The organism is Nocardia brasiliensis ATCC 700358 (assembly GCF_000250675.2).
In the GTDB taxonomy this organism is placed as follows: Bacteria; Actinomycetota; Actinomycetes; order Mycobacteriales; family Mycobacteriaceae; genus Nocardia; species Nocardia brasiliensis_B.
In genome coordinates this window covers 3005030-3021016 of record NC_018681.1, presented here as the reverse complement: position 1 = coordinate 3021016, position 15987 = coordinate 3005030, and the positions used below count along the sequence as shown (strand labels likewise).

The following is a 15987-nucleotide window of genomic DNA, read 5'->3' as shown; positions in this document are numbered from 1 at the left end:
TCAATCACTGTTCGCGCCGCGCATCACCACGTACAGCAACCAGAGCAGCAATGCGATCGGCGTCAGGACCGCCGCGAACAGAATGCCCCCGAACATCCCGTAGCCATGCGGATCGAAGAGCACTCCGGTGACGCTGAGCACCACTTCGCCGACGAGCACCGCGATGGCCGCGACGGTGCAGGCGAACGCGCCCAGCACGACGCGGCGCAGCACGGTCCGCAAGCGGGTCGTTCTCTCCATGTTCGCTCCGCGGGTTGGCGTCACTCCGGGTCGGGCGTGCAGACGGTCAGGAACGATTTCCGATTCTCGCGCTGGACCGCCGCGGTGTCCATCCAGCCGCGGTCGCCGAAAAGGTAACTCGCGGAGGGGTGCTGGGCCGACTCGCGCAGCAGTTGCGGGATATCGACCCTGGCCCCGTAGGACGGCGGCCCGTCGACAGCGAAGTGCGCCGAGCCCGCCTCGGTCCAGTCGTAGTCGGCGGGCAGCGGTGTGCGAACCTGCAGTGGGCCGGTGTCCGGGGCCGGCCGCCCGGCGGAGCTCAGCAGGTCCATGTGCTCTACGAGGACGCCGGGTCGCGGCGCGGTCCACACCTGCGCGGTGCTCTTTCCCGTGCCGGAGTCGAAGGTCAGGGTCATGGCCGTGACGTCGGCGCACGGCGTGCCCGTCCACAGTCTCAGCACGCCGTCGTCCACGCGGAACCCGGCGGCCGGCGGCAGTGACGGCGCGTACTGCGCCCTGGTGTCGCATGCCGCGGTGGCCGCCGCCATGAGCAGCACGGCGCAGGCGACACGCGGCCGGCTAGTACCCGCCATCGGACAGTCCTGCGTCTTTCTCGGTCTCGTCACCGCCGGTGACCTGCTCCCATATATAGGAGGCGACGAAGCCGGTGTGCCCCTCGCGCGCCCACTGCTGGGAGTGCCGCTCCTCGTGGTGCAACAGCCGGTCCAGGTCCAGCCGTCCACGGTACGGACCGTTGTCGCCCTCGAACCAGGCGTGACCCGAGCTCGCCATCTCGCGAATCTGCTGTGCCGGATCCTGGGGGTCATCGATATCGACCATGAAGGTATCGCCCCAGGTCGTGCCCGCGTTCGTGCTGAACCGGTCCTGGACGACGTTCCCGCCCAAGCCCATCATCATGCCGTTCGGCGTGGTCGCCAACCGACCGCCGTTGTTGTGCACGAATGCCACGTCTTCGTCATAGCTCCAAGAGTTCTGGCGTTGCCGGTCGGTGATTCGGCGCACTTCGTCGGATCCGTACGGAGTCGGCTCGAAATCGGTTTTCTCGCCTTCGGTGCCGTAGTCGGTGCCCGCGTTCAAGATGTAGGTCATCCGCACGGCCTTCGCGGCGTCGGCCGCGCTGATATCGGTCGGTAACAGGAAATAAGACTTGAAGATACCGTCACCGTCCTCGTCCTCCCGGATTTCCTGCAGTCTTTCCAGGATCTCGAAGTCCGCCGGGGTGATGTGGTGGTCGGCGACGATCTGTTTGATCGTGTCGATCGAAACACCCCGGCGCACCGCGTTTTCGAGCCATTGCCGGTAATAGCCGGACACGGGTGGCCCGGTCAGCAGCCCGGCATCGCGCAGCGCCTGCTCCATCTCGGCCACTTCGGCGTCGAGTTCTCCACCCTTCTGCGCACCTGCCAGCGTGGTCGCGCCGTGGTCACTGACCTTGCGGTCCTGTGCGAGCTGCAGCACCAGGGCAATGGCAGCGTCGATATTCTTCGCGGTGGTGAGGATCGACTTGGTTTCCCGCACCAACTGCTGCCTGATGGTTTCGCGGTGCCGCCGAGCCTCGGCCCGATCTTCGGCCTCGACGCGCGACCTCGGCGCCGGGTCGGGTGGTTTGTTGTCCACGATCGCGCCGTCGGCGGTGATGCCGAACAGGTAGGAGTCGGCGAGCGCGTCATTGTTGGCGACCCGGGTCTTCAAGGCGGACACGTCATCCGACGCGTTGTGCAGCGCACGCTCCACCGCGGACAATTCGGCGATCAGGATCTCGGCGTTGTTGCGGGTATCGCCGAGCGAATCGCGTGCGCGTTCGCTCGCAGGCCCGTACCAGCTCGGCAATCGCCTGGCATCGTCGAGTTCGTCCTGGAGCCCGATGAGTATGTCCCGCCGCCCGCGCAGATTGGTGGCCGCGGTATCGAGGGCCGTGGCGTCCCATTTGCGGACGTCGCCGTAGCCGACACTCATCGTCGGAATGCCCTTTCGGCCTCTGCCTCGTTCTCGGTGTACAGCTTCACCGCCGCCTGCACCGATTCGTTCCACCGGCCGATCTCCTCGGCCCAGCCCTTCGCGCGATCGTTGAACGTGGATGCCAGAGTGGGCGCACGCTTAGCCGCGTCCCCGCCTGGCAAGGCAGTCGCGATCGCCGCCAACCCGGTACCGGGGCTCACTTCCCGGGCTTGATTCGCCGCGGAGCCCGCCGCGTTGCCCGCCGTCCGCAACTGACCGATTTCGACCTCGAACCCGCCCACAGCCCGCGCCACCTATCCCTGAAATGCCGCCAATGCTATCGCTCGACAGGTTTTCGATCTTGCCCCCGGTTCCGGGGGCCGTGCGTCTGTCCGCTATCGAAAGCCACCTACGGTTTCGGCCGAAAGTGCACTGGCGCAACCAGTTCCACACCATGCGCCGAATTGCCCGACACCTCGGAAGTCCCGTAGCACCGCTGACGTGCGGCGCGGTCGTCGAACTCGATCAGAACAATGGATCAGCCGAAGTCTCCGGCACGGGTGTGTGTATCCCCCATGCTTACGCGCTCTTCGTCGCTGACGGGGTACTGGATCGCGTCGATCTGGTCTTGCACCACCTCGGCGCGCGCCACCAATTCGACCCGGTCGGGTTCGGTGAGGCTCTCGGCACCGAGCTTCTCGAAAACGCAGGAGAGCACCGACCGTAGGTCCTCCAGTTCGCTATCCGGCTCCATGCGGCCTCACCTTACGGCCGAAACATCCAGAATCTGCCGCTCGTCCGCGGCTATGCTGACTGCGTGTTCGATCGGGAGGGTCGGGCACGCCTCGAGCGAGCAGGAATTGCGTTGAACGTCAAGGTAACCGAAGACCAGGCCGTGGAACCACGCGAGACCGATCGGGCGTTTCGGCTACGACAGATCGGGTGGGCGCTTGCTGTCGTCGCACTCTTCGCGGCAGGAGTGGCGGCGTGGTCCGTAGCTGTCTCACCTCCCCGGTTCTATCGCGTCGACAGTGTTCCCACAATAGTGTTCGTCATGACCCTGCCACTCTGCTGGACACTGGGGTGGGGGCTCTACAGCAACTTCGCCTTGCGGTTGTTCCCGGGCAGGCAGTGGTTGCGGCTGACGATCGGCGCCGTCCTGGTACTGGTGGCGTTGATCTCATGGCCGACCTCGATCGCCTTGTCCTCCGCGGCCGGCAGCCGCCTCGGCACCGTCAAAGCCGTCGAGGTGAGTCCGGACGGGCGCTACGAGCTTGTCGCCCAGTCCTTCTCGGACGGTTTCGAGCCGTGCTGTCGCGTGCTGTTGCGCGAACACGATGGCTTGTTCAGCAGGCAAACCCTGGTATGGGAGCGCATCGAAGGGAATTGCCCAGTGCGCGTGTACTTCCCGGACAACGACACGATCAGCATCACCGAATGGAAGGACAGTGCGGCCCTGACGACGACCTTCGATCGCGACCGAATGGAAGTCGCGCAGACTTTGCCTCCGAAAGGGCGCTGATGTCGGGTCGGCTGCAGGTCGGTCCGATAGCTCGCCGCCGGGAGCGCCGGTTCGACACCCAGTCGCGATAACGGACTCAGCCTCGGGCTCAGGTTTTATGGCGCACACCGGAAATCTTATCTAGAGTTTCACTATGACAGCGCAGTTCCCCGATTCGGTTCTGTTCCAAGGGGATTCGTTCTCGGTGACCGCGATCGACGGTACGGGATTGTTCGACCCGGGCGCGCACGGTCTCGAACCGAAGTGGCTCCATACCGGCTGCTACCGCGGATATATCTGCTCCTACGCCATCGTCGAGCAGCGGTTGGTCTTGCGGGACCTTCACATCAGAACCGAGGATGAACCGACTCGCCTGCATGGCGTACCACCAGAGCAGGACGGCAACGGCTCGAGTTGCCACTACCGAGGGCTGGATATTCCAGTGACCTTCACCGGGCGCCTGCTCATCGGGACCGACGTCATCCCGAACCGCCCATATCTGAACATGGGATTTTCACCGGCCTGGATATACGAGCAGGTCTACGACCTGACCCTGCGCGACGGGGAACTGCTGACCGCACAGGACTGCTCGGCGGCGGTGGCCGCGACCAGGGCAGAGATCATCACCACGGCCACCAACCCCGCGCCGGGCGAATCGACCGGCGACTGGATCACCCGCACGTTCTCCCTGACATACGACTACAGCTGGCCAGGAAGACCTGAATAGCCGGACGGTCGAGGTGACGGCACCGCTCGACGTCGGCCGCACAGATCACCCTGCTCGAGAGCCATGGTCTCGTTTTCGTGCAGGTTTCAGTGCGGGGTGGTGCCGGTGATCAGCCCGCCGAGCATGGCCCGGGCCAGCTCTACCGCTCGAGTACGGCTCAGGGCTGAATCGTCGGATTCGGCAATGGCGAGCGACATTTCAGTGAGGGCGCCGTAGAAAGCGCGGGCCAGTAGTTCGGGCGGGTGTGGCTGTATCCGCCCGGCAGCAAGCAGGTTTTGGGCGGCGGTCACGACGAGTCCGTTGAGGTGGTGCTGGTCGATTTCGCGCCAGCGTCGCCAGCCCAGCGCGATAGGGCCCTGCAGCAGCACGATGTGGCGATACGCGGGTTCGGTGCAGATGTCGAGAAAGGCTTCCATCGCACGGTCGACGCCTTCCGAGGGATCGGCCGACGAGTCGATCGCGGCTCGGATTCGTTGTGCCGCTTGCTGTTCGAGTTCGTCGAGGACCGCCTCGAACAGCCCCTTCTTGCCGTCGAAGTGGTGATAGAGCGCGCCGCGGGTCAGGCCGGCGGCACGCACCAGCTCCTCTGCCGACAGATCGGCGTACTCCCGTTCGGCGAACAGGCGAGCCCCGGTCTCGAGCAGCGTTTGCCGGGTGTTCTCGACATGCTTGTCCCGCAACGACTCCATACGCTATGTTTAGCACATACAGCGTGTATGACAGATACGCGATGCATGGATCGGAGCTGTCCGGATGGACAAATCGGTGGATGTGGTGATCGTCGGTGCCGGTATCGCGGGCCTCGTCGCTGCCCGGGACCTGATGCGCGGCGGACACGAGGTGCTGGTCCTCGAGGCGCGCGAGCGGGTGGGCGGCCGCGTGCTCAACGCAGAACTGCCCGGTGGCTCGCCGATCGAGGTCGGTGGCCAGTGGGTCGGCCCGACGCAGCATCAGGTAATGGCGTTGATCGGTGAGTTGGGTCTGCGGACCTATCCCACGCACACCGCTGGGCGTCACATCGCCGAGCTGGGCAGCTCTCGCTCGGAATACACCGGTCGCATTCCGCGGGTCAATCCGCTGACGTTGCTCGATATCGCCCAGACGCAGTTTCGCCTGGACCGGTTGGCGCGCAAAGTCGCCCGGACCGAGCCGTGGGAGTACGAGCGGGCGGAGTCCCTGGACGCGCAGACCTTCGACACGTGGCTGCGCGACCACGCCCGCACCACCGACGGGCGAGCCTTCTTCCGATTGATCACCGAAGCCGTGTTCTCCGCTGGGCCGGAAGACATGTCGGCGCTGTGGGCGAACTTCTACATCGGCGCCGCCGGCGGGCTCGACGCGCTGATCAACGTCGTCGGCGGCGCCCAGCAGGACCGGGTCGTGGGCGGCACCCAAACCATTGCGCTGGCCATTGCTCGCGAGCTCGGGGAACGGATCGTCCGCAACCGTCCGGTCACCGAAATCGATTGGGACGGAATCGGAGTGCGAGTCCGTACCGACGGCGGGACGGTGCGTGCGCGCCGCGCCGTGATCGCGGTACCGCCGCCACTGGCCGCCCGGATCCGGTTCACGCCGGGCCTGCCCGGGGACCGCGACCAACTCGTACAGCGCATGCCGATGGGCCGGGTGATCAAGGTCAACGTCGTCTACGACGAACCGTTCTGGCGGGCCGAAGGCTGGTCCGGACAGGCCAACAGCGATCGGCGAGCCCTGGGCACCGTCTTCGACAACACCCCGTTCGCCGGTGGTCCTGGCGTGCTCGTCGGTTTTCTCGAGGGCCGCCACGCCGACGCCGGCGCCCGACTGAGTCCGGCCCAGCGGCGCATGGTGGTGCTCGAGGACCTGGCCGGATACTTCGGCCCGCGCGCCCGCAAACCCCTCGACTACATCGAAAAGGACTGGGCCGAAGAGGAATACAGCCGTGGCTGTTATGGCGCGTTCACCACCCCCGGCACCCTGACCCGGTTCGGGCCCGCGCTGCGCCGGCCGATCGGCCCGCTGCACTGGGCCGGCACCGAAACCGCCACCGTTTGGCCCGGCTACATCGACGGCGCCGCCGAGTCCGGCCACCGCGCCGCCGAAGAGATCGACCGCGCCCGAACGACCGCTGCGGCGGACCGATAGCCATCACGGATTCCATCGCCCGCACCGACAGTCCGCACGGCGCAGCGACACCACAACCGAATCAGCTTCGGACAGGGCGGGTTTCGCCCGGAAAGGCAAATATGAGCAGCAATGACGCTACGCAGACCGGGCCTACCTCGGGCTCGAAGGCGGCCACCGCGACCGTGGCTGTGGTCGGTGCCGGGCTGTCGGGACTGACAGCGGCCCGCACTCTGCACCGGGCGGGTGTCGACGTGCTCGTGCTCGAGGCCGCCGACCGTTGCGGCGGCCGCGCGATGAGTGAAACCACCACGCTGGGATCACGCGTGGACCTGGGCGGGCAATGGATCGGCCACGACCATCCCCGCATTGCCGCGTTGGCCGCGGAACTGGGTGCCACCCAGTTCCGCATGCACACCACCCAGCGGCCGACCATCCTCGACGGTGCCCGCCGGGTGCCGTTGGCCGCGCCGTCCATGCTCGCGGCCGCAGTTCTGCTGCTCGGTTTGGCAGCGTTGTCGCACATCCATCCACCCCGGCGGTGGGACTCCACGACCGTCGCGGACTGGTTGGCCAAGGCGCCCGGGCGCACACCACGGCGACTGCTGGAAGTGGCCGCCATGACGTCGTGGTGCGCCGACCTGGACCGCTTGTCGGTGCGGGCGATGATGAGGATGATCCGCCTGCAGGGTGGACTACGGAACATGCTCTCGACCATCGGCGGTGCGCAGGAGAGCCTGCTGGTCGAAGGCGTCGGCACCCTGGTCGACGGCCTGGCCGGCGAACTCGGTGACCGTGTCCGGCACGGGCACCGGGTCACCTCGATCATCGAAGGCGCCGACGGCGTCACCCTCACTACGACCGCCGGATCGATCAACACCACCAAAGTCGTTGTGACAGTGCCGCCACCGTTGCTGAACCGCATCGACTTCCAACCGCCTCTGCCGCCCGAGCGGAGCGCGATCGCCGCTCGCACCTACATGGGGTCGGTCTACAAAGCGATCGCCGTGTTCCCGACGCCGTTCTGGCGCGACCGGAGCAAGAACACCGAGATCATCGTCCTGGACGCGCCCGGAATCGCCGTGTTCGACACCAGTCCGCCCGCTGGCCCCGGCCACCTGTGCATGCTGGTGGGCGGTCCGCACGCCCGCACACTCGACCATCTCGACGCCGCCTCCCGGCGCGAAACCGTCCTCGGCCCCCTGGTCTCCTTGCTGGGCACCGAGATACTCCAACCGGTGAGCTGGCACGAGAAAGCCTGGCATCTCGACGACAACGTCGGCGGTGGCTACACCGCGCTTCCCGAACTGGGCAGCACCGACTCGACAATGCCGTGCACACCGGTCGGCGACATCCATTGGGGCGGTACCGAAACCGCGGCCGACCACCCGGGCTACCTCGACGGTGCCCTCGAATCCGGCCACCGGGTAGCCCACGAGGTCCTCGATTCCCTCGCACACCGAGACCAGCTCACCCGGCGATAACGAAACCGAGCACGGCGAACGGACAGGCCCGCTCGGCGGCTGAGCCCTTCATGGTCCCGCAACTGGATCAAGGCCACACCCGATCTCAAGAGGAAGCCGGCAACGGCCGCTGGCAGCAGCAGACCACACCTGCGTGCTGAGCGGGTCATGTGCAGCAACTGGTTTCCCCATCCGGCGATCACCACCGGCGGACCACTGCCGTTGACGGATGAACTTCCCTGACGATAACGTTCCGATCCGTATTGGAACGTAATAATGAAAGGGGCTCAGCATGAGAGCGGTGATCGTCGAGGCATCGCAGGAACTCACCGTGACCGACGTGCCGGAACCGACTCCTGGTCCGGGGCAGGTCTTGGTCGATGCCGAAGCGATGGGCGTGGGTTACGTGGACGTCCTGACGCTGCGCGACGACAACGAGCACTTCCTCGGTGCCGGTTCGGTGCTCGGTCTCGAGGTTGTCGGGCGTGTGCGGACAACAGGTTCGGCCGTGCCGGAAGGGCTCGTCGGGAAGCGAGTGCTGGCGCAACCGGACTTCGGCGGTTATGCCGAGCAGCTTGCTGTCGACGCCGACCGCCTGCTGCCCGCGCCGGACGATGCCGATCCGGTCGAGATGGTCGCGTTGGGCCTGAACGCACTGGTCGCCGAGGGCGCACTGCACCGAGCCGAGGTAGCCGCCGGTGAACGGGTGCTCGTCCGTGGTGCGAGCGGCGGGATCGGTGTGCTCGCCACCCAGATCGCCCACGCCCGCGGCGCTGAGGTCACCGCGGTGACTTCCGCCGCGGAGTGGGGAGAACGCTTGCGAACGCTCGGAGCCACGAAGATCGTCGACCGCACCCGATCCGGCCCGCCCGAGGACACCTACGACGTCGTCGTGGACACAGTGGCCGGCCCGCAGGTGGGCGAATACCTGGAACTGCTGCGTCCCAACGGACGCTACGTCCTGTGCGGAGGTGCCGGTGGCGTCCCGGGACCCGAACTGTTCGCGCCGCTGCTCGGTAACTTCCATAAGTCACCGACCCTGCACGCGTTCAGCCTGATCTCGGTGGCACCCGAAGATCGCAAGCAGTCCTGGGATCGGGTCGTCGCGCTAGTTGCCGATGGTCGACTGTCCCCGGTGCTGGACCAGAGCTTCCCACTCGGCGACGCCGCCGCCGCACTTCAGCGGGTAGAGCACGGAAAGTCGTTCGGCAAGGTCGTTCTGCTCCCGGGATAGAATCGGCCCCTTTCGAGGCTGCGGGTAGGAGAATTCGATGGCACGCCAACGCGACGAGCGGATCGACCGGGCAGTGCTGGCTGCGGTGGCCGCACTCCTGCGGGAGGTCGGCTACTCGGCGTTGACCATGGAGGCCATCGCTGCGCGCGCGGGCACCACCAAACCCGCCATCCGCCGACGGTGGAAAAGCCAGAAACACTTGGTGGTTGCGACCCTGGCCGAACAGCGCACCGGAGTCGTGAAGATCGACACCGGGTGCACCTATTGCGATCTCGTCGGCCACCTCGAAGCGCTCCGCGTCGGGATGGCCGACCCGGTCTTCGGTCGCGTGCTTCCGGCGTTGATCGCCGACCTCGCCGACGACCCGGAATTGCGCAAAGACTTCCTCGCCGTTTTCTGGGAACCTCGCCGGGAAGCGTGCGTCGTATCACTACGCAAGGCCGAGGCCCGCGGTGAGATCCGCCCCGGACTCGACATCGATCTGCTCCTGGACCTGTTCGCCGCACCCATCGTCTTCCGCGCACTGTTCGGCCATCGCGAACCCGGGCAGGCGTTCGTCCGGGACGTCGTGAGCAGCACGCTGTCCGGAATAGGCATGGTCGCGGACAGCCACTGCGAGCACGCCGACCGAGTGAGTGCACCGCATGTCGCGGCGATGCGGCGTCCCGGGGTGTAGACGAGAGCACCACCTTCATTGTTCCTGACCGACCCCTTGCATCGATCTACGGCACGGCCTGCAGTTCGAAATCGAAAAGTGTTGGAATACAACATAATTCGGCAATGTTGTAGGCGGCAGCCGTCGAAGACATCGCAGCTGCCCTCGCCGACGACGCTGCGCGAGAAGAATCGGCGGGACTTCCGCAACCGTCCTATATTGCCGCATGGCGCGCTGACCGAACCGGACAACTCGGTATTGTTCGACTGTCGACTCCGAGCCGTCTCGATCGGCGATGAAACTCGATACGCGACGTGCACTCACGAGACGGGCGGCGACGGCGGGCCGGTCGCGCCGCAGAGCGAGATCAGAGACCGCAGGGCGTGCCGGCCTCGTCCAAGGCAGCGGTGAGAGCGGGATCGCCCATCACCCTGTCGAAGTCGTCGAGGTTTGTCGCGGTCTCAAGCCGACTCAGCTGTGCCGCAGCAGTATTGAGCGCGTCTTTGAGCGCGCCCGGATCTGCGGCGTCCGCCACCACGCGGAGGTCGCTGGCGGTGTCGAGGTAGATCTGCCGCAGTACGGAGAACGAGGCCGGACCGTCGAGTGCTCCGAGCCGGTTGTTCAAACCCGTCCAGGCCTCGTTGAAGGCGGCGCAGGTCGCCTTGTCGTCTACCGCTCCCGCAGTACCGGCAACCGCGGTCAGACCGCAGGTGACGAGCACCAGCGCCGACGCGATAAAAGCTGTTCGTCGCATTGGTATGTCCCTTCTCCCGAGGCGATCCCGACACCAGACATCTTCTCAGCAAGGCGAACTGGTGTGCGACGCGGGGAGAGTCCGGCCCGGATTGTGCGGGCATCGGCGGCCGGCCGTTTCGTGGTTGAGCCTTACCGACGTTGTGGTGCCGCCAGATCGAGGTCCGATGCGACAAGCATCCTGGCTCGAAGACGCAGTCGTCCCGGTCCCGCTGCTCGCCGCGGCTCGAAATCGGGCGCGGGTGCCTGTGCTTAGCGTGCTGTTCTGCCGCGACCCGCGCTTCGAACTCGCTGGCGCCCGGTATGGAAGATCAATGGCCGCAGACCTCTCGCGTCGACCGAAGGCACAATATTGCCGCTGGGCGCGCGTTAGGCCTTCGTCCAAACCAATTGGCTGGCAGCACTTCCCAACGCCCGATCATGCCGACGAGCGGATGGTGACGTCGACCAACCGACCGGCATCAGGAACAGACTCCGAACAGCGAGAACCGGATTCGAGTCAGTTCTCCAGGGCGGCCGCGAGGCGCTCGAGGGTGCCGCTGATGGTCTCCCGGTTACGCGCTGTCCGGTCCTGCACACCGGAGATCTTCTTACTGAACTCCAAGCCCTCCGGTGGCCGCAGGTCCTCGGTCCACTCGGTCACCCGGCAACCCGTCGGCGTGCCTTCGATGCGGTAACCCCAAGTCGCGTAGTGGAAGTCGCGCATCGAGCATTCAAAGGTGAACGCTCGGCCGGGGTCGGCCTCGACGACTTTGCCCTGAGTGGTCCACTCGCGCTCACCGTTGCGGTTGTGACCTTCGAAAGTTGCGCCGACGACCGGGCCGTCGAAGCCCTCATGCCACTCGCAGGCGTAGCACTCCTGTGACCACTCACCCATGCGGGTCACATCCGCGACGGCCGCATAAACCGCGTCGGGCGAAGCAGCGATGGCACGAGAGATTTCCAGTTTTTCGACCACGAGATCCGAGCTTAGCCTGGAGCTGTCCACATGCCCTTTTCCCAGTGCACGACAACATGTTTCGCACCTCCCGGTGCACGCGTTTCTCGCCCGGCCGAGATCCCGACGAGCCGACAAGCAGAACTTGCTCGCCCCGGCGGGATCGTGCTCAGCTCGTCGATCTGCCGGGAGATGGCGGCGGTCCGCACTGGTGATCAGGCCCGCCGCGCAGCAGTGACCAGCGCACCCAGCAGTCGCAGATGGTCGGCGTCGGCCTGGTTGGGCACCAGGAAGCGGCGGCGCAGGAAGGCGTAGGACAGCTCGTGGCGTGGGTCGACCAACGCCTGTTGTCCACCGGCACCGCTGTGGCCGAACGCGCCGGCGCCGAGAACCGGGTAGATCTCCGACGACGCGTGGAATCCGACCGCCCAGGCCTTGGGCTGCCGCAGGACCAAGTCGAAGCCGTTGGCCTGGATCTGGCCGAACGCCGACGCGGTGGCGGGTTCGAGCAGCGGGTCGACGCCGTCGACCGGCGACACGAGCGCCGAATACAGCTTGGCCAGGCTGCGGGCGGTGCCGATGCCTCCGAACGAGGCCGGCCCGCGGGAGCGGACGACCGCAAGATTGGGCAGTTCCCACACCTCCCGGTTGCGCGGATGGTGACGGTTGAAGGCGATGCCGCTGAGACTGTCCGGGGAGGTCGCGGTCGCGGCAAGCTCCCGCAGGCGTTCCGGGGTCGCCGTCATCGGTTGCGCACTGAGGAATCGGCCGTCCTGATCCGCGGGCAGGCCCAGGTGCAGGTCGAGCTTCAGCGGAGCCTGGAGTCGTTCGGCGAAGTGTTCCTGGACGGTGCGGCCGGTGGCGCGGCACACGAGTTCTCCGCTCAGCGCGGCCATCACCAGCGCGTGGTACCCGGTTGCCCGGCCCGGTCGCCAGAACGGGCGCTGCGTGCCGAGTCGTTCGGCCACGAGTCGGTCGTCGGCGAGTTCCTCCATCGTGAACCCGTGCGCGGCACCCACCAGACCGGCCTGGTGGGCGAGCAGTTCGCGTACCAGGAGGTCCCGCTTGCCCTCGACCGCGAACTGCGGCCAATAGTGGCTCACCTTCTGATCCAGGTCCACCACGCCGTCCTGAACCAGCAGCGCCACCACCAGGTGGGTGACCCCCTTGCTCGCCGAGTAGATCCCCATGATCGATTCGGCGTTCGTATCCGGCCCCGCCCATAGGTCGACCACCTTCTCTCCGCGGTGGTAGGCGGCCAATTGGGCGTCCAGTTCGCTACCCTCCGCGGCCAGCAGTGCGGCGAACTGCTCGCGCACAGCCTCGAATCCCGGCGCGACCGTGCCTTGGATGCCAGCCGCCTCCTCGAGTGCTTTTTTCATCGTGTCTCCCGATGTCGCGTGACGGCCGATCCGCCGCCACGACTCACATTAGCCCATTAGTGACCATTGGTCACTAATGGTGTGAGAGATGTCGCCCCCCTTACGGCGACGAGCTCGGCGGCGGGCCCTGTCTATCGTCTGATTCATGAGTGACGAAGTGGCCAAGCGACGAGGTCCGGGCCGTCCTGCGCAGATCAGCCGGGACAAGATCGTCGAAGCGGTGTCGCAGGCCGACAACGTCGACACGCTGACCATGCGCGAGCTCGCGGCGAGCCTCGGCGTCAGCCACAGCGCGCTCTACCGGTGGATCAAGAACCGCGACGAGCTCTTCGATCTCCTCAGCGAGGTCGTCGTCGAGCGAATCCTGCTGCGAGCCGATGCCGGAGATCCGGAATGGCGAGCCTGGCTCACCCGACTCGCGTGGGCTATGCGCGACGAATTCCTTGCCCTGCCCGGCTATGCCACGCACCTGTCTCGTCCGCACGAGCACAACGCGCACTCGATCGACCGCGTCCGGGGCGCGGTCAGCGCCGTTCTCCGCCGGTCCGGCGTGACCGCCGAGATGGCCGAGCACAGCTGGCAGATCTTCATGACCTGCGTCGTCGGCTGGCTGGCGACAACCGAGAATCCCCTCCACCTCGGCACCGACGCACCGAGATTCGACCTGTTCCTCGACACGCTGCTGCGTGGCCTACCCGCCCGTGAGCCCGGTGCCGTACGACCGTGAACTGTTGATTTCCGGCAGTGCCGCGTGTACCGCATCGCCCATCAGCGTTACCCGCGACATCTGCCACTCACGCGGGCCGCGGAGCGGCCATGAGATTCACCTTCCGGGTGTATTCGGGGTGGGACTCGGCGATGAGTTCCGCTTGCGTCCTGAGGTACGTCACGACTGGGCGGCGAGTCGGTCGTCGTAGGCCGCCCGTGATTCCAGGACGCGGGTCGCGTTGGTCAGGGACCAGTCGGCGATCGCGGTGGTGAGGGCGCCGGCCACGACACCGAGGTCGGTGAGGGCGTACTCGACACGCGGCGGGATGGTCGGGTAAACGGTCCGGCTGATCAGCCCGTCGCGTTCGAGGTTGCGCAGCGCCTGGGTCAGGGATTTCTGCGTCACGCCCTCGATCTGGCGACGCAGCTCGGTGAAACGCAGCGGCCGGTCGTAGCGGCGCAGTAGGCCGAGGACGTAGAGCACCCACTTGTTGGCCAGCACGTCGACCACCGTGCGGGACGGGCACTGCTTCGCATACGTGGGCTGCCTACCGGTATCCATCAGGTACCTATATATCCAAACGGTGCCTTCTTCACAAGAGAAACCGTAAGCGGGAGGATCGAACTCGCTCGTGAACGCGATTCGAAGGGATAGGTCATGATCTTGGTCACCGGAGCGACCGGCAAGGTTGGATCCGAAGCCGTCCGGCTGCTCGCCGCCCGGCACCACCCCACCCGGGCGCTGGTGCGTGACCCGGCACGCGCGGCGAGCGGCGGCGCGGCGGGCACCGAAATCGCGGTGGGCGACTTCGACCGACCCGACACGCTCGACACGCCCATGCACGGCATCGACACCGTCCTGCTCATCAGCCCGTCCCAGCCGGTGGCGGAGATCGCGATCATCGAGAGCGCCCTGCGCCACGGGGTGCGGCACATCGTCAAGATCACCAACCACAAGGCGACCGCCGACTCTCCGGTCGACCGTCGACGCGCTCATGCACGGATCGAGGCATATCTGAAGGGAACCGGACTGGCGTACACGCTGCTCGCACCGAACCTCTTCATGCAAAATCTGCTCGCCGCCGCGCCGATGATCAAGCAAACGAGTGGATTCACGATGTCGACCGGCGACGGCCGGTTCGCGATGGTCGACGCCCGCGACGTCGGCGCCACCGCTGCGGAGATCGCCGCGGCGCCCGAGCGGCACGCGGGCCGAACCTACCTGCTCACCGGTCCCGACCTGCTCACCTACGCCGAGGTCGCGAAAGAGTTGACCCACGCGCTGAACCGGGAGGTCGAGTACCGCCGCGTCTCTCCCGGCGAGCACCGCGCGGCGATGATCCGGGCAGGCGTTCCCGAGGCCGTCGCCACCTCCAACGCCCAGGTGTTCGGCCTGATCGCCGAAGGCGATGCGGCGTGGCTGACCGACGACGTGGTATCGATCACCGGGACCCCGCCACGCAGCCTGCGCACCTTCATCACCGAGCACGTCACCGCTTTCCGATAACGGTAGGACCTGATCGGAGATCGGACGCCCGTGAGCGGCCCCGGGTCAGACTCGGCGACTCGCGCAGGCGGAGCTGTGGGCATGCCCAACTCGGGCAGCCGGACACGAACATCCGGCAATGCCGCGACCCGCGCGGCTTGCAGCACCCCCATCCTCGGAGAGTGCACCGACAGGCCACGCGGCGGCGATACGCGAGCCATTGACGACAACAGAGCCTTGTGTTTGACTCGCAATAAAGCTATTTGATTCATAATAAAGTCAATGTGAGTGCTGGCCGATTCCGGCGGTCGGCGAGGCGACGCGGTGGCGATCGAGACGGGCCCCAGGCCACTTCGGCTACTGGCGCCGGCTCGTACGACCCGGGCCGGCCCTACGAGCCGGCACCCTCGTTGTCCCGCACCAACATCCGACTCGACGATCGGAACGGAATGTTCGAGTACAACCCCGAAGTCATCGCCGAGTTCCGTGCCAACAGCGGCCGGGTCGGCGGCCGATTCGCCACGTTCGATATGGCATTGCTGACCACCGTCGGCGCCCGGACCGGCCTGCCGCGCACCAGCCCTGTCGTGTACTTCACCGACGGTGGCGACATTTTCGTCGTCGCCTCCGCCGCCGGTTCTGACCGGAATCCGGCCTGGTATCACAACCTCGTCGCCAACCCGGAACTCACCGTCGAGGTCGGTGCCGACAGCTACCGGGCCAAAGCGACGCCCACCGAGGGCGAGGAGCGCACCCGGCTGCTCGCGAAGGCCATAACCGCCCAACCAGGTTTCGCCGAGTTCGAGGCCAAGACACGGCGACGAATCCCGGTGCTGCGGATCACCCGAACCAGTTGATTC

Annotated in this window: 19 protein-coding genes; 9 read left to right on the top strand and 10 right to left on the bottom strand. The window is 66.4% G+C overall.

The features are described 5' to 3' along the window. From O3I_RS13655 to O3I_RS13635, 5 genes are all read right to left on the bottom strand, one after another. Complete coding sequence (locus tag O3I_RS13655) at positions 1 to 240, bottom strand: hypothetical protein (RefSeq protein ID WP_041562596.1); 240 nt, start codon at positions 238 to 240, stop codon at positions 1 to 3. A gap of 20 nt (positions 241 to 260) precedes the next feature. Beyond that, complete coding sequence (locus tag O3I_RS13650; protein ID WP_014983511.1) at positions 261 to 812, bottom strand: hypothetical protein; 552 nt, start codon at positions 810 to 812, stop codon at positions 261 to 263. Beyond that, positions 799 to 2196, bottom strand: coding sequence for a hypothetical protein (locus tag O3I_RS46285; protein WP_014983510.1), 1398 nt, complete (start codon positions 2194 to 2196; stop codon positions 799 to 801). Before O3I_RS46285 ends, O3I_RS13650 begins: the two co-directional genes overlap by 14 nt. Next, complete coding sequence (locus O3I_RS13640; RefSeq protein WP_014983509.1) at positions 2193 to 2480, bottom strand: hypothetical protein; 288 nt, start codon at positions 2478 to 2480, stop codon at positions 2193 to 2195. The genes O3I_RS46285 and O3I_RS13640 overlap by 4 nt, the downstream gene beginning before the upstream one ends. 236 nt (positions 2481 to 2716) lie before the next feature. Further along, a complete protein-coding gene (locus O3I_RS13635) occupies positions 2717 to 2932 on the bottom strand; it encodes a hypothetical protein (protein ID WP_014983508.1) in 216 nt (71 codons plus the stop codon). Between the two features lie 300 nt (positions 2933 to 3232). Here O3I_RS13635 and O3I_RS13630 point away from each other — a divergent pair, with 300 nt between their 5' ends. Together O3I_RS13630 and O3I_RS13625 are read left to right on the top strand one after the other, a co-directional pair. Further along, positions 3233 to 3700, top strand: coding sequence for a hypothetical protein (locus tag O3I_RS13630; protein WP_014983507.1), 468 nt, complete (start codon positions 3233 to 3235; stop codon positions 3698 to 3700). A 184-nt stretch (positions 3701 to 3884) separates the two neighbouring features. Continuing rightward, on the top strand, positions 3885 to 4406 hold the full coding sequence (locus O3I_RS13625; RefSeq protein ID WP_141692298.1) for a hypothetical protein: 522 nt from the start codon (positions 3885 to 3887) through the stop codon (positions 4404 to 4406). An 86-nt stretch (positions 4407 to 4492) separates the two neighbouring features. Here O3I_RS13625 and O3I_RS13620 read toward each other — a convergent pair whose 3' ends face one another. Then, positions 4493 to 5095, bottom strand: coding sequence for a TetR/AcrR family transcriptional regulator (locus O3I_RS13620; RefSeq protein ID WP_014983505.1), 603 nt, complete (start codon positions 5093 to 5095; stop codon positions 4493 to 4495). A 64-nt stretch (positions 5096 to 5159) separates the two neighbouring features. Here O3I_RS13620 and O3I_RS13615 point away from each other — a divergent pair, with 64 nt between their 5' ends. The 4 genes from O3I_RS13615 to O3I_RS13600 all read left to right on the top strand — a co-directional run bounded on the left by O3I_RS13615 (position 5160) and on the right by O3I_RS13600 (position 9882). After that, positions 5160 to 6530 carry a flavin monoamine oxidase family protein gene (locus O3I_RS13615; RefSeq protein WP_014983504.1) on the top strand — a complete coding sequence of 457 codons (1371 nt, stop codon included), beginning with the start codon at positions 5160 to 5162 and terminating at the stop codon, positions 6528 to 6530. A 101-nt stretch (positions 6531 to 6631) separates the two neighbouring features. Then, a complete protein-coding gene (locus O3I_RS13610; protein ID WP_014983503.1) occupies positions 6632 to 7993 on the top strand; it encodes a flavin monoamine oxidase family protein in 1362 nt (453 codons plus the stop codon). 271 nt (positions 7994 to 8264) lie between these two features. Continuing rightward, positions 8265 to 9206, top strand: coding sequence for a quinone oxidoreductase family protein (locus O3I_RS13605; RefSeq protein ID WP_014983502.1), 942 nt, complete (start codon positions 8265 to 8267; stop codon positions 9204 to 9206). 37 nt (positions 9207 to 9243) lie between these two features. Next, positions 9244 to 9882: a TetR/AcrR family transcriptional regulator gene (locus tag O3I_RS13600; protein ID WP_014983501.1), complete on the top strand. Its 639-nt coding sequence runs from the start codon at positions 9244 to 9246 to the stop codon at positions 9880 to 9882. A 346-nt stretch (positions 9883 to 10228) separates the two neighbouring features. Here the strand turns inward: O3I_RS13600 and O3I_RS13595 are convergent, their stop codons facing one another. From O3I_RS13595 to O3I_RS13585, 3 genes are all read right to left on the bottom strand, one after another. Beyond that, on the bottom strand, positions 10229 to 10615 hold the full coding sequence (locus tag O3I_RS13595) for a hypothetical protein (protein ID WP_014983500.1): 387 nt from the start codon (positions 10613 to 10615) through the stop codon (positions 10229 to 10231). A 498-nt stretch (positions 10616 to 11113) separates the two neighbouring features. Next, a complete protein-coding gene (locus O3I_RS13590) occupies positions 11114 to 11572 on the bottom strand; it encodes an SRPBCC family protein (protein ID WP_014983499.1) in 459 nt (152 codons plus the stop codon). Positions 11573 to 11766: 194 nt separating this feature from the next. Next, positions 11767 to 12933, bottom strand: coding sequence for an EstA family serine hydrolase (locus O3I_RS13585; protein WP_014983498.1), 1167 nt, complete (start codon positions 12931 to 12933; stop codon positions 11767 to 11769). A gap of 145 nt (positions 12934 to 13078) precedes the next feature. Here O3I_RS13585 and O3I_RS13580 point away from each other — a divergent pair, with 145 nt between their 5' ends. Then, entirely contained in the window at positions 13079 to 13660 is a 582-nt protein-coding gene (locus O3I_RS13580; RefSeq protein WP_014983497.1) for a TetR/AcrR family transcriptional regulator, read from the top strand. A 159-nt stretch (positions 13661 to 13819) separates the two neighbouring features. Here O3I_RS13580 and O3I_RS13575 read toward each other — a convergent pair whose 3' ends face one another. Further along, the gene (locus tag O3I_RS13575) at positions 13820 to 14203 is read right to left on the bottom strand and encodes a winged helix-turn-helix transcriptional regulator (RefSeq protein ID WP_014983496.1); all 384 of its coding nucleotides are present in this window, start codon (positions 14201 to 14203) and stop codon (positions 13820 to 13822) included. Positions 14204 to 14299: 96 nt separating this feature from the next. Here O3I_RS13575 and O3I_RS13570 point away from each other — a divergent pair, with 96 nt between their 5' ends. Both O3I_RS13570 and O3I_RS13565 read left to right on the top strand, forming a co-directional pair. Then, complete coding sequence (locus O3I_RS13570; RefSeq protein ID WP_014983495.1) at positions 14300 to 15148, top strand: SDR family oxidoreductase; 849 nt, start codon at positions 14300 to 14302, stop codon at positions 15146 to 15148. A 428-nt stretch (positions 15149 to 15576) separates the two neighbouring features. Further along, positions 15577 to 15984 (top strand): nitroreductase/quinone reductase family protein, encoded by a 408-nt coding sequence (locus O3I_RS13565; protein WP_041563751.1) that lies wholly within the window; start codon positions 15577 to 15579, stop codon positions 15982 to 15984. The last annotated feature ends 3 nt before the right edge of the window (positions 15985 to 15987 follow it).

Excerpts from the sequence above, each read along its gene's own strand:
- O3I_RS13620 (WP_014983505.1), bottom strand. The coding sequence starts at position 5,095 with ATGGAGTCGTTGCGGGACAAGCATGTCGAGAACACCCGGCAAACGCTG.
- O3I_RS13600 (WP_014983501.1), top strand. The coding sequence starts at position 9,244 with ATGGCACGCCAACGCGACGAGCGGATCGACCGGGCAGTGCTGGCTGCG.
- O3I_RS13615 (WP_014983504.1), top strand. The coding sequence starts at position 5,160 with ATGGACAAATCGGTGGATGTGGTGATCGTCGGTGCCGGTATCGCGGGC.
- O3I_RS13630 (WP_014983507.1), top strand. The coding sequence starts at position 3,233 with ATGACCCTGCCACTCTGCTGGACACTGGGGTGGGGGCTCTACAGCAAC.
- O3I_RS13570 (WP_014983495.1), top strand. The coding sequence starts at position 14,300 with ATGATCTTGGTCACCGGAGCGACCGGCAAGGTTGGATCCGAAGCCGTC.
- O3I_RS13610 (WP_014983503.1), top strand. The coding sequence starts at position 6,632 with ATGAGCAGCAATGACGCTACGCAGACCGGGCCTACCTCGGGCTCGAAG.
- O3I_RS13585 (WP_014983498.1), bottom strand. The coding sequence starts at position 12,933 with ATGAAAAAAGCACTCGAGGAGGCGGCTGGCATCCAAGGCACGGTCGCG.
- O3I_RS13635 (WP_014983508.1), bottom strand. The coding sequence starts at position 2,932 with ATGGAGCCGGATAGCGAACTGGAGGACCTACGGTCGGTGCTCTCCTGC.
- O3I_RS46285 (WP_014983510.1), bottom strand. The coding sequence starts at position 2,196 with ATGAGTGTCGGCTACGGCGACGTCCGCAAATGGGACGCCACGGCCCTC.
- O3I_RS13650 (WP_014983511.1), bottom strand. The coding sequence starts at position 812 with ATGGCGGGTACTAGCCGGCCGCGTGTCGCCTGCGCCGTGCTGCTCATG.
- O3I_RS13595 (WP_014983500.1), bottom strand. The coding sequence starts at position 10,615 with ATGCGACGAACAGCTTTTATCGCGTCGGCGCTGGTGCTCGTCACCTGC.
- O3I_RS13565 (WP_041563751.1), top strand. The coding sequence starts at position 15,577 with ATGTTCGAGTACAACCCCGAAGTCATCGCCGAGTTCCGTGCCAACAGC.
- O3I_RS13580 (WP_014983497.1), top strand. The coding sequence starts at position 13,079 with ATGAGTGACGAAGTGGCCAAGCGACGAGGTCCGGGCCGTCCTGCGCAG.
- O3I_RS13575 (WP_014983496.1), bottom strand. The coding sequence starts at position 14,203 with ATGGATACCGGTAGGCAGCCCACGTATGCGAAGCAGTGCCCGTCCCGC.
- O3I_RS13655 (WP_041562596.1), bottom strand. The coding sequence starts at position 240 with ATGGAGAGAACGACCCGCTTGCGGACCGTGCTGCGCCGCGTCGTGCTG.
- O3I_RS13605 (WP_014983502.1), top strand. The coding sequence starts at position 8,265 with ATGAGAGCGGTGATCGTCGAGGCATCGCAGGAACTCACCGTGACCGAC.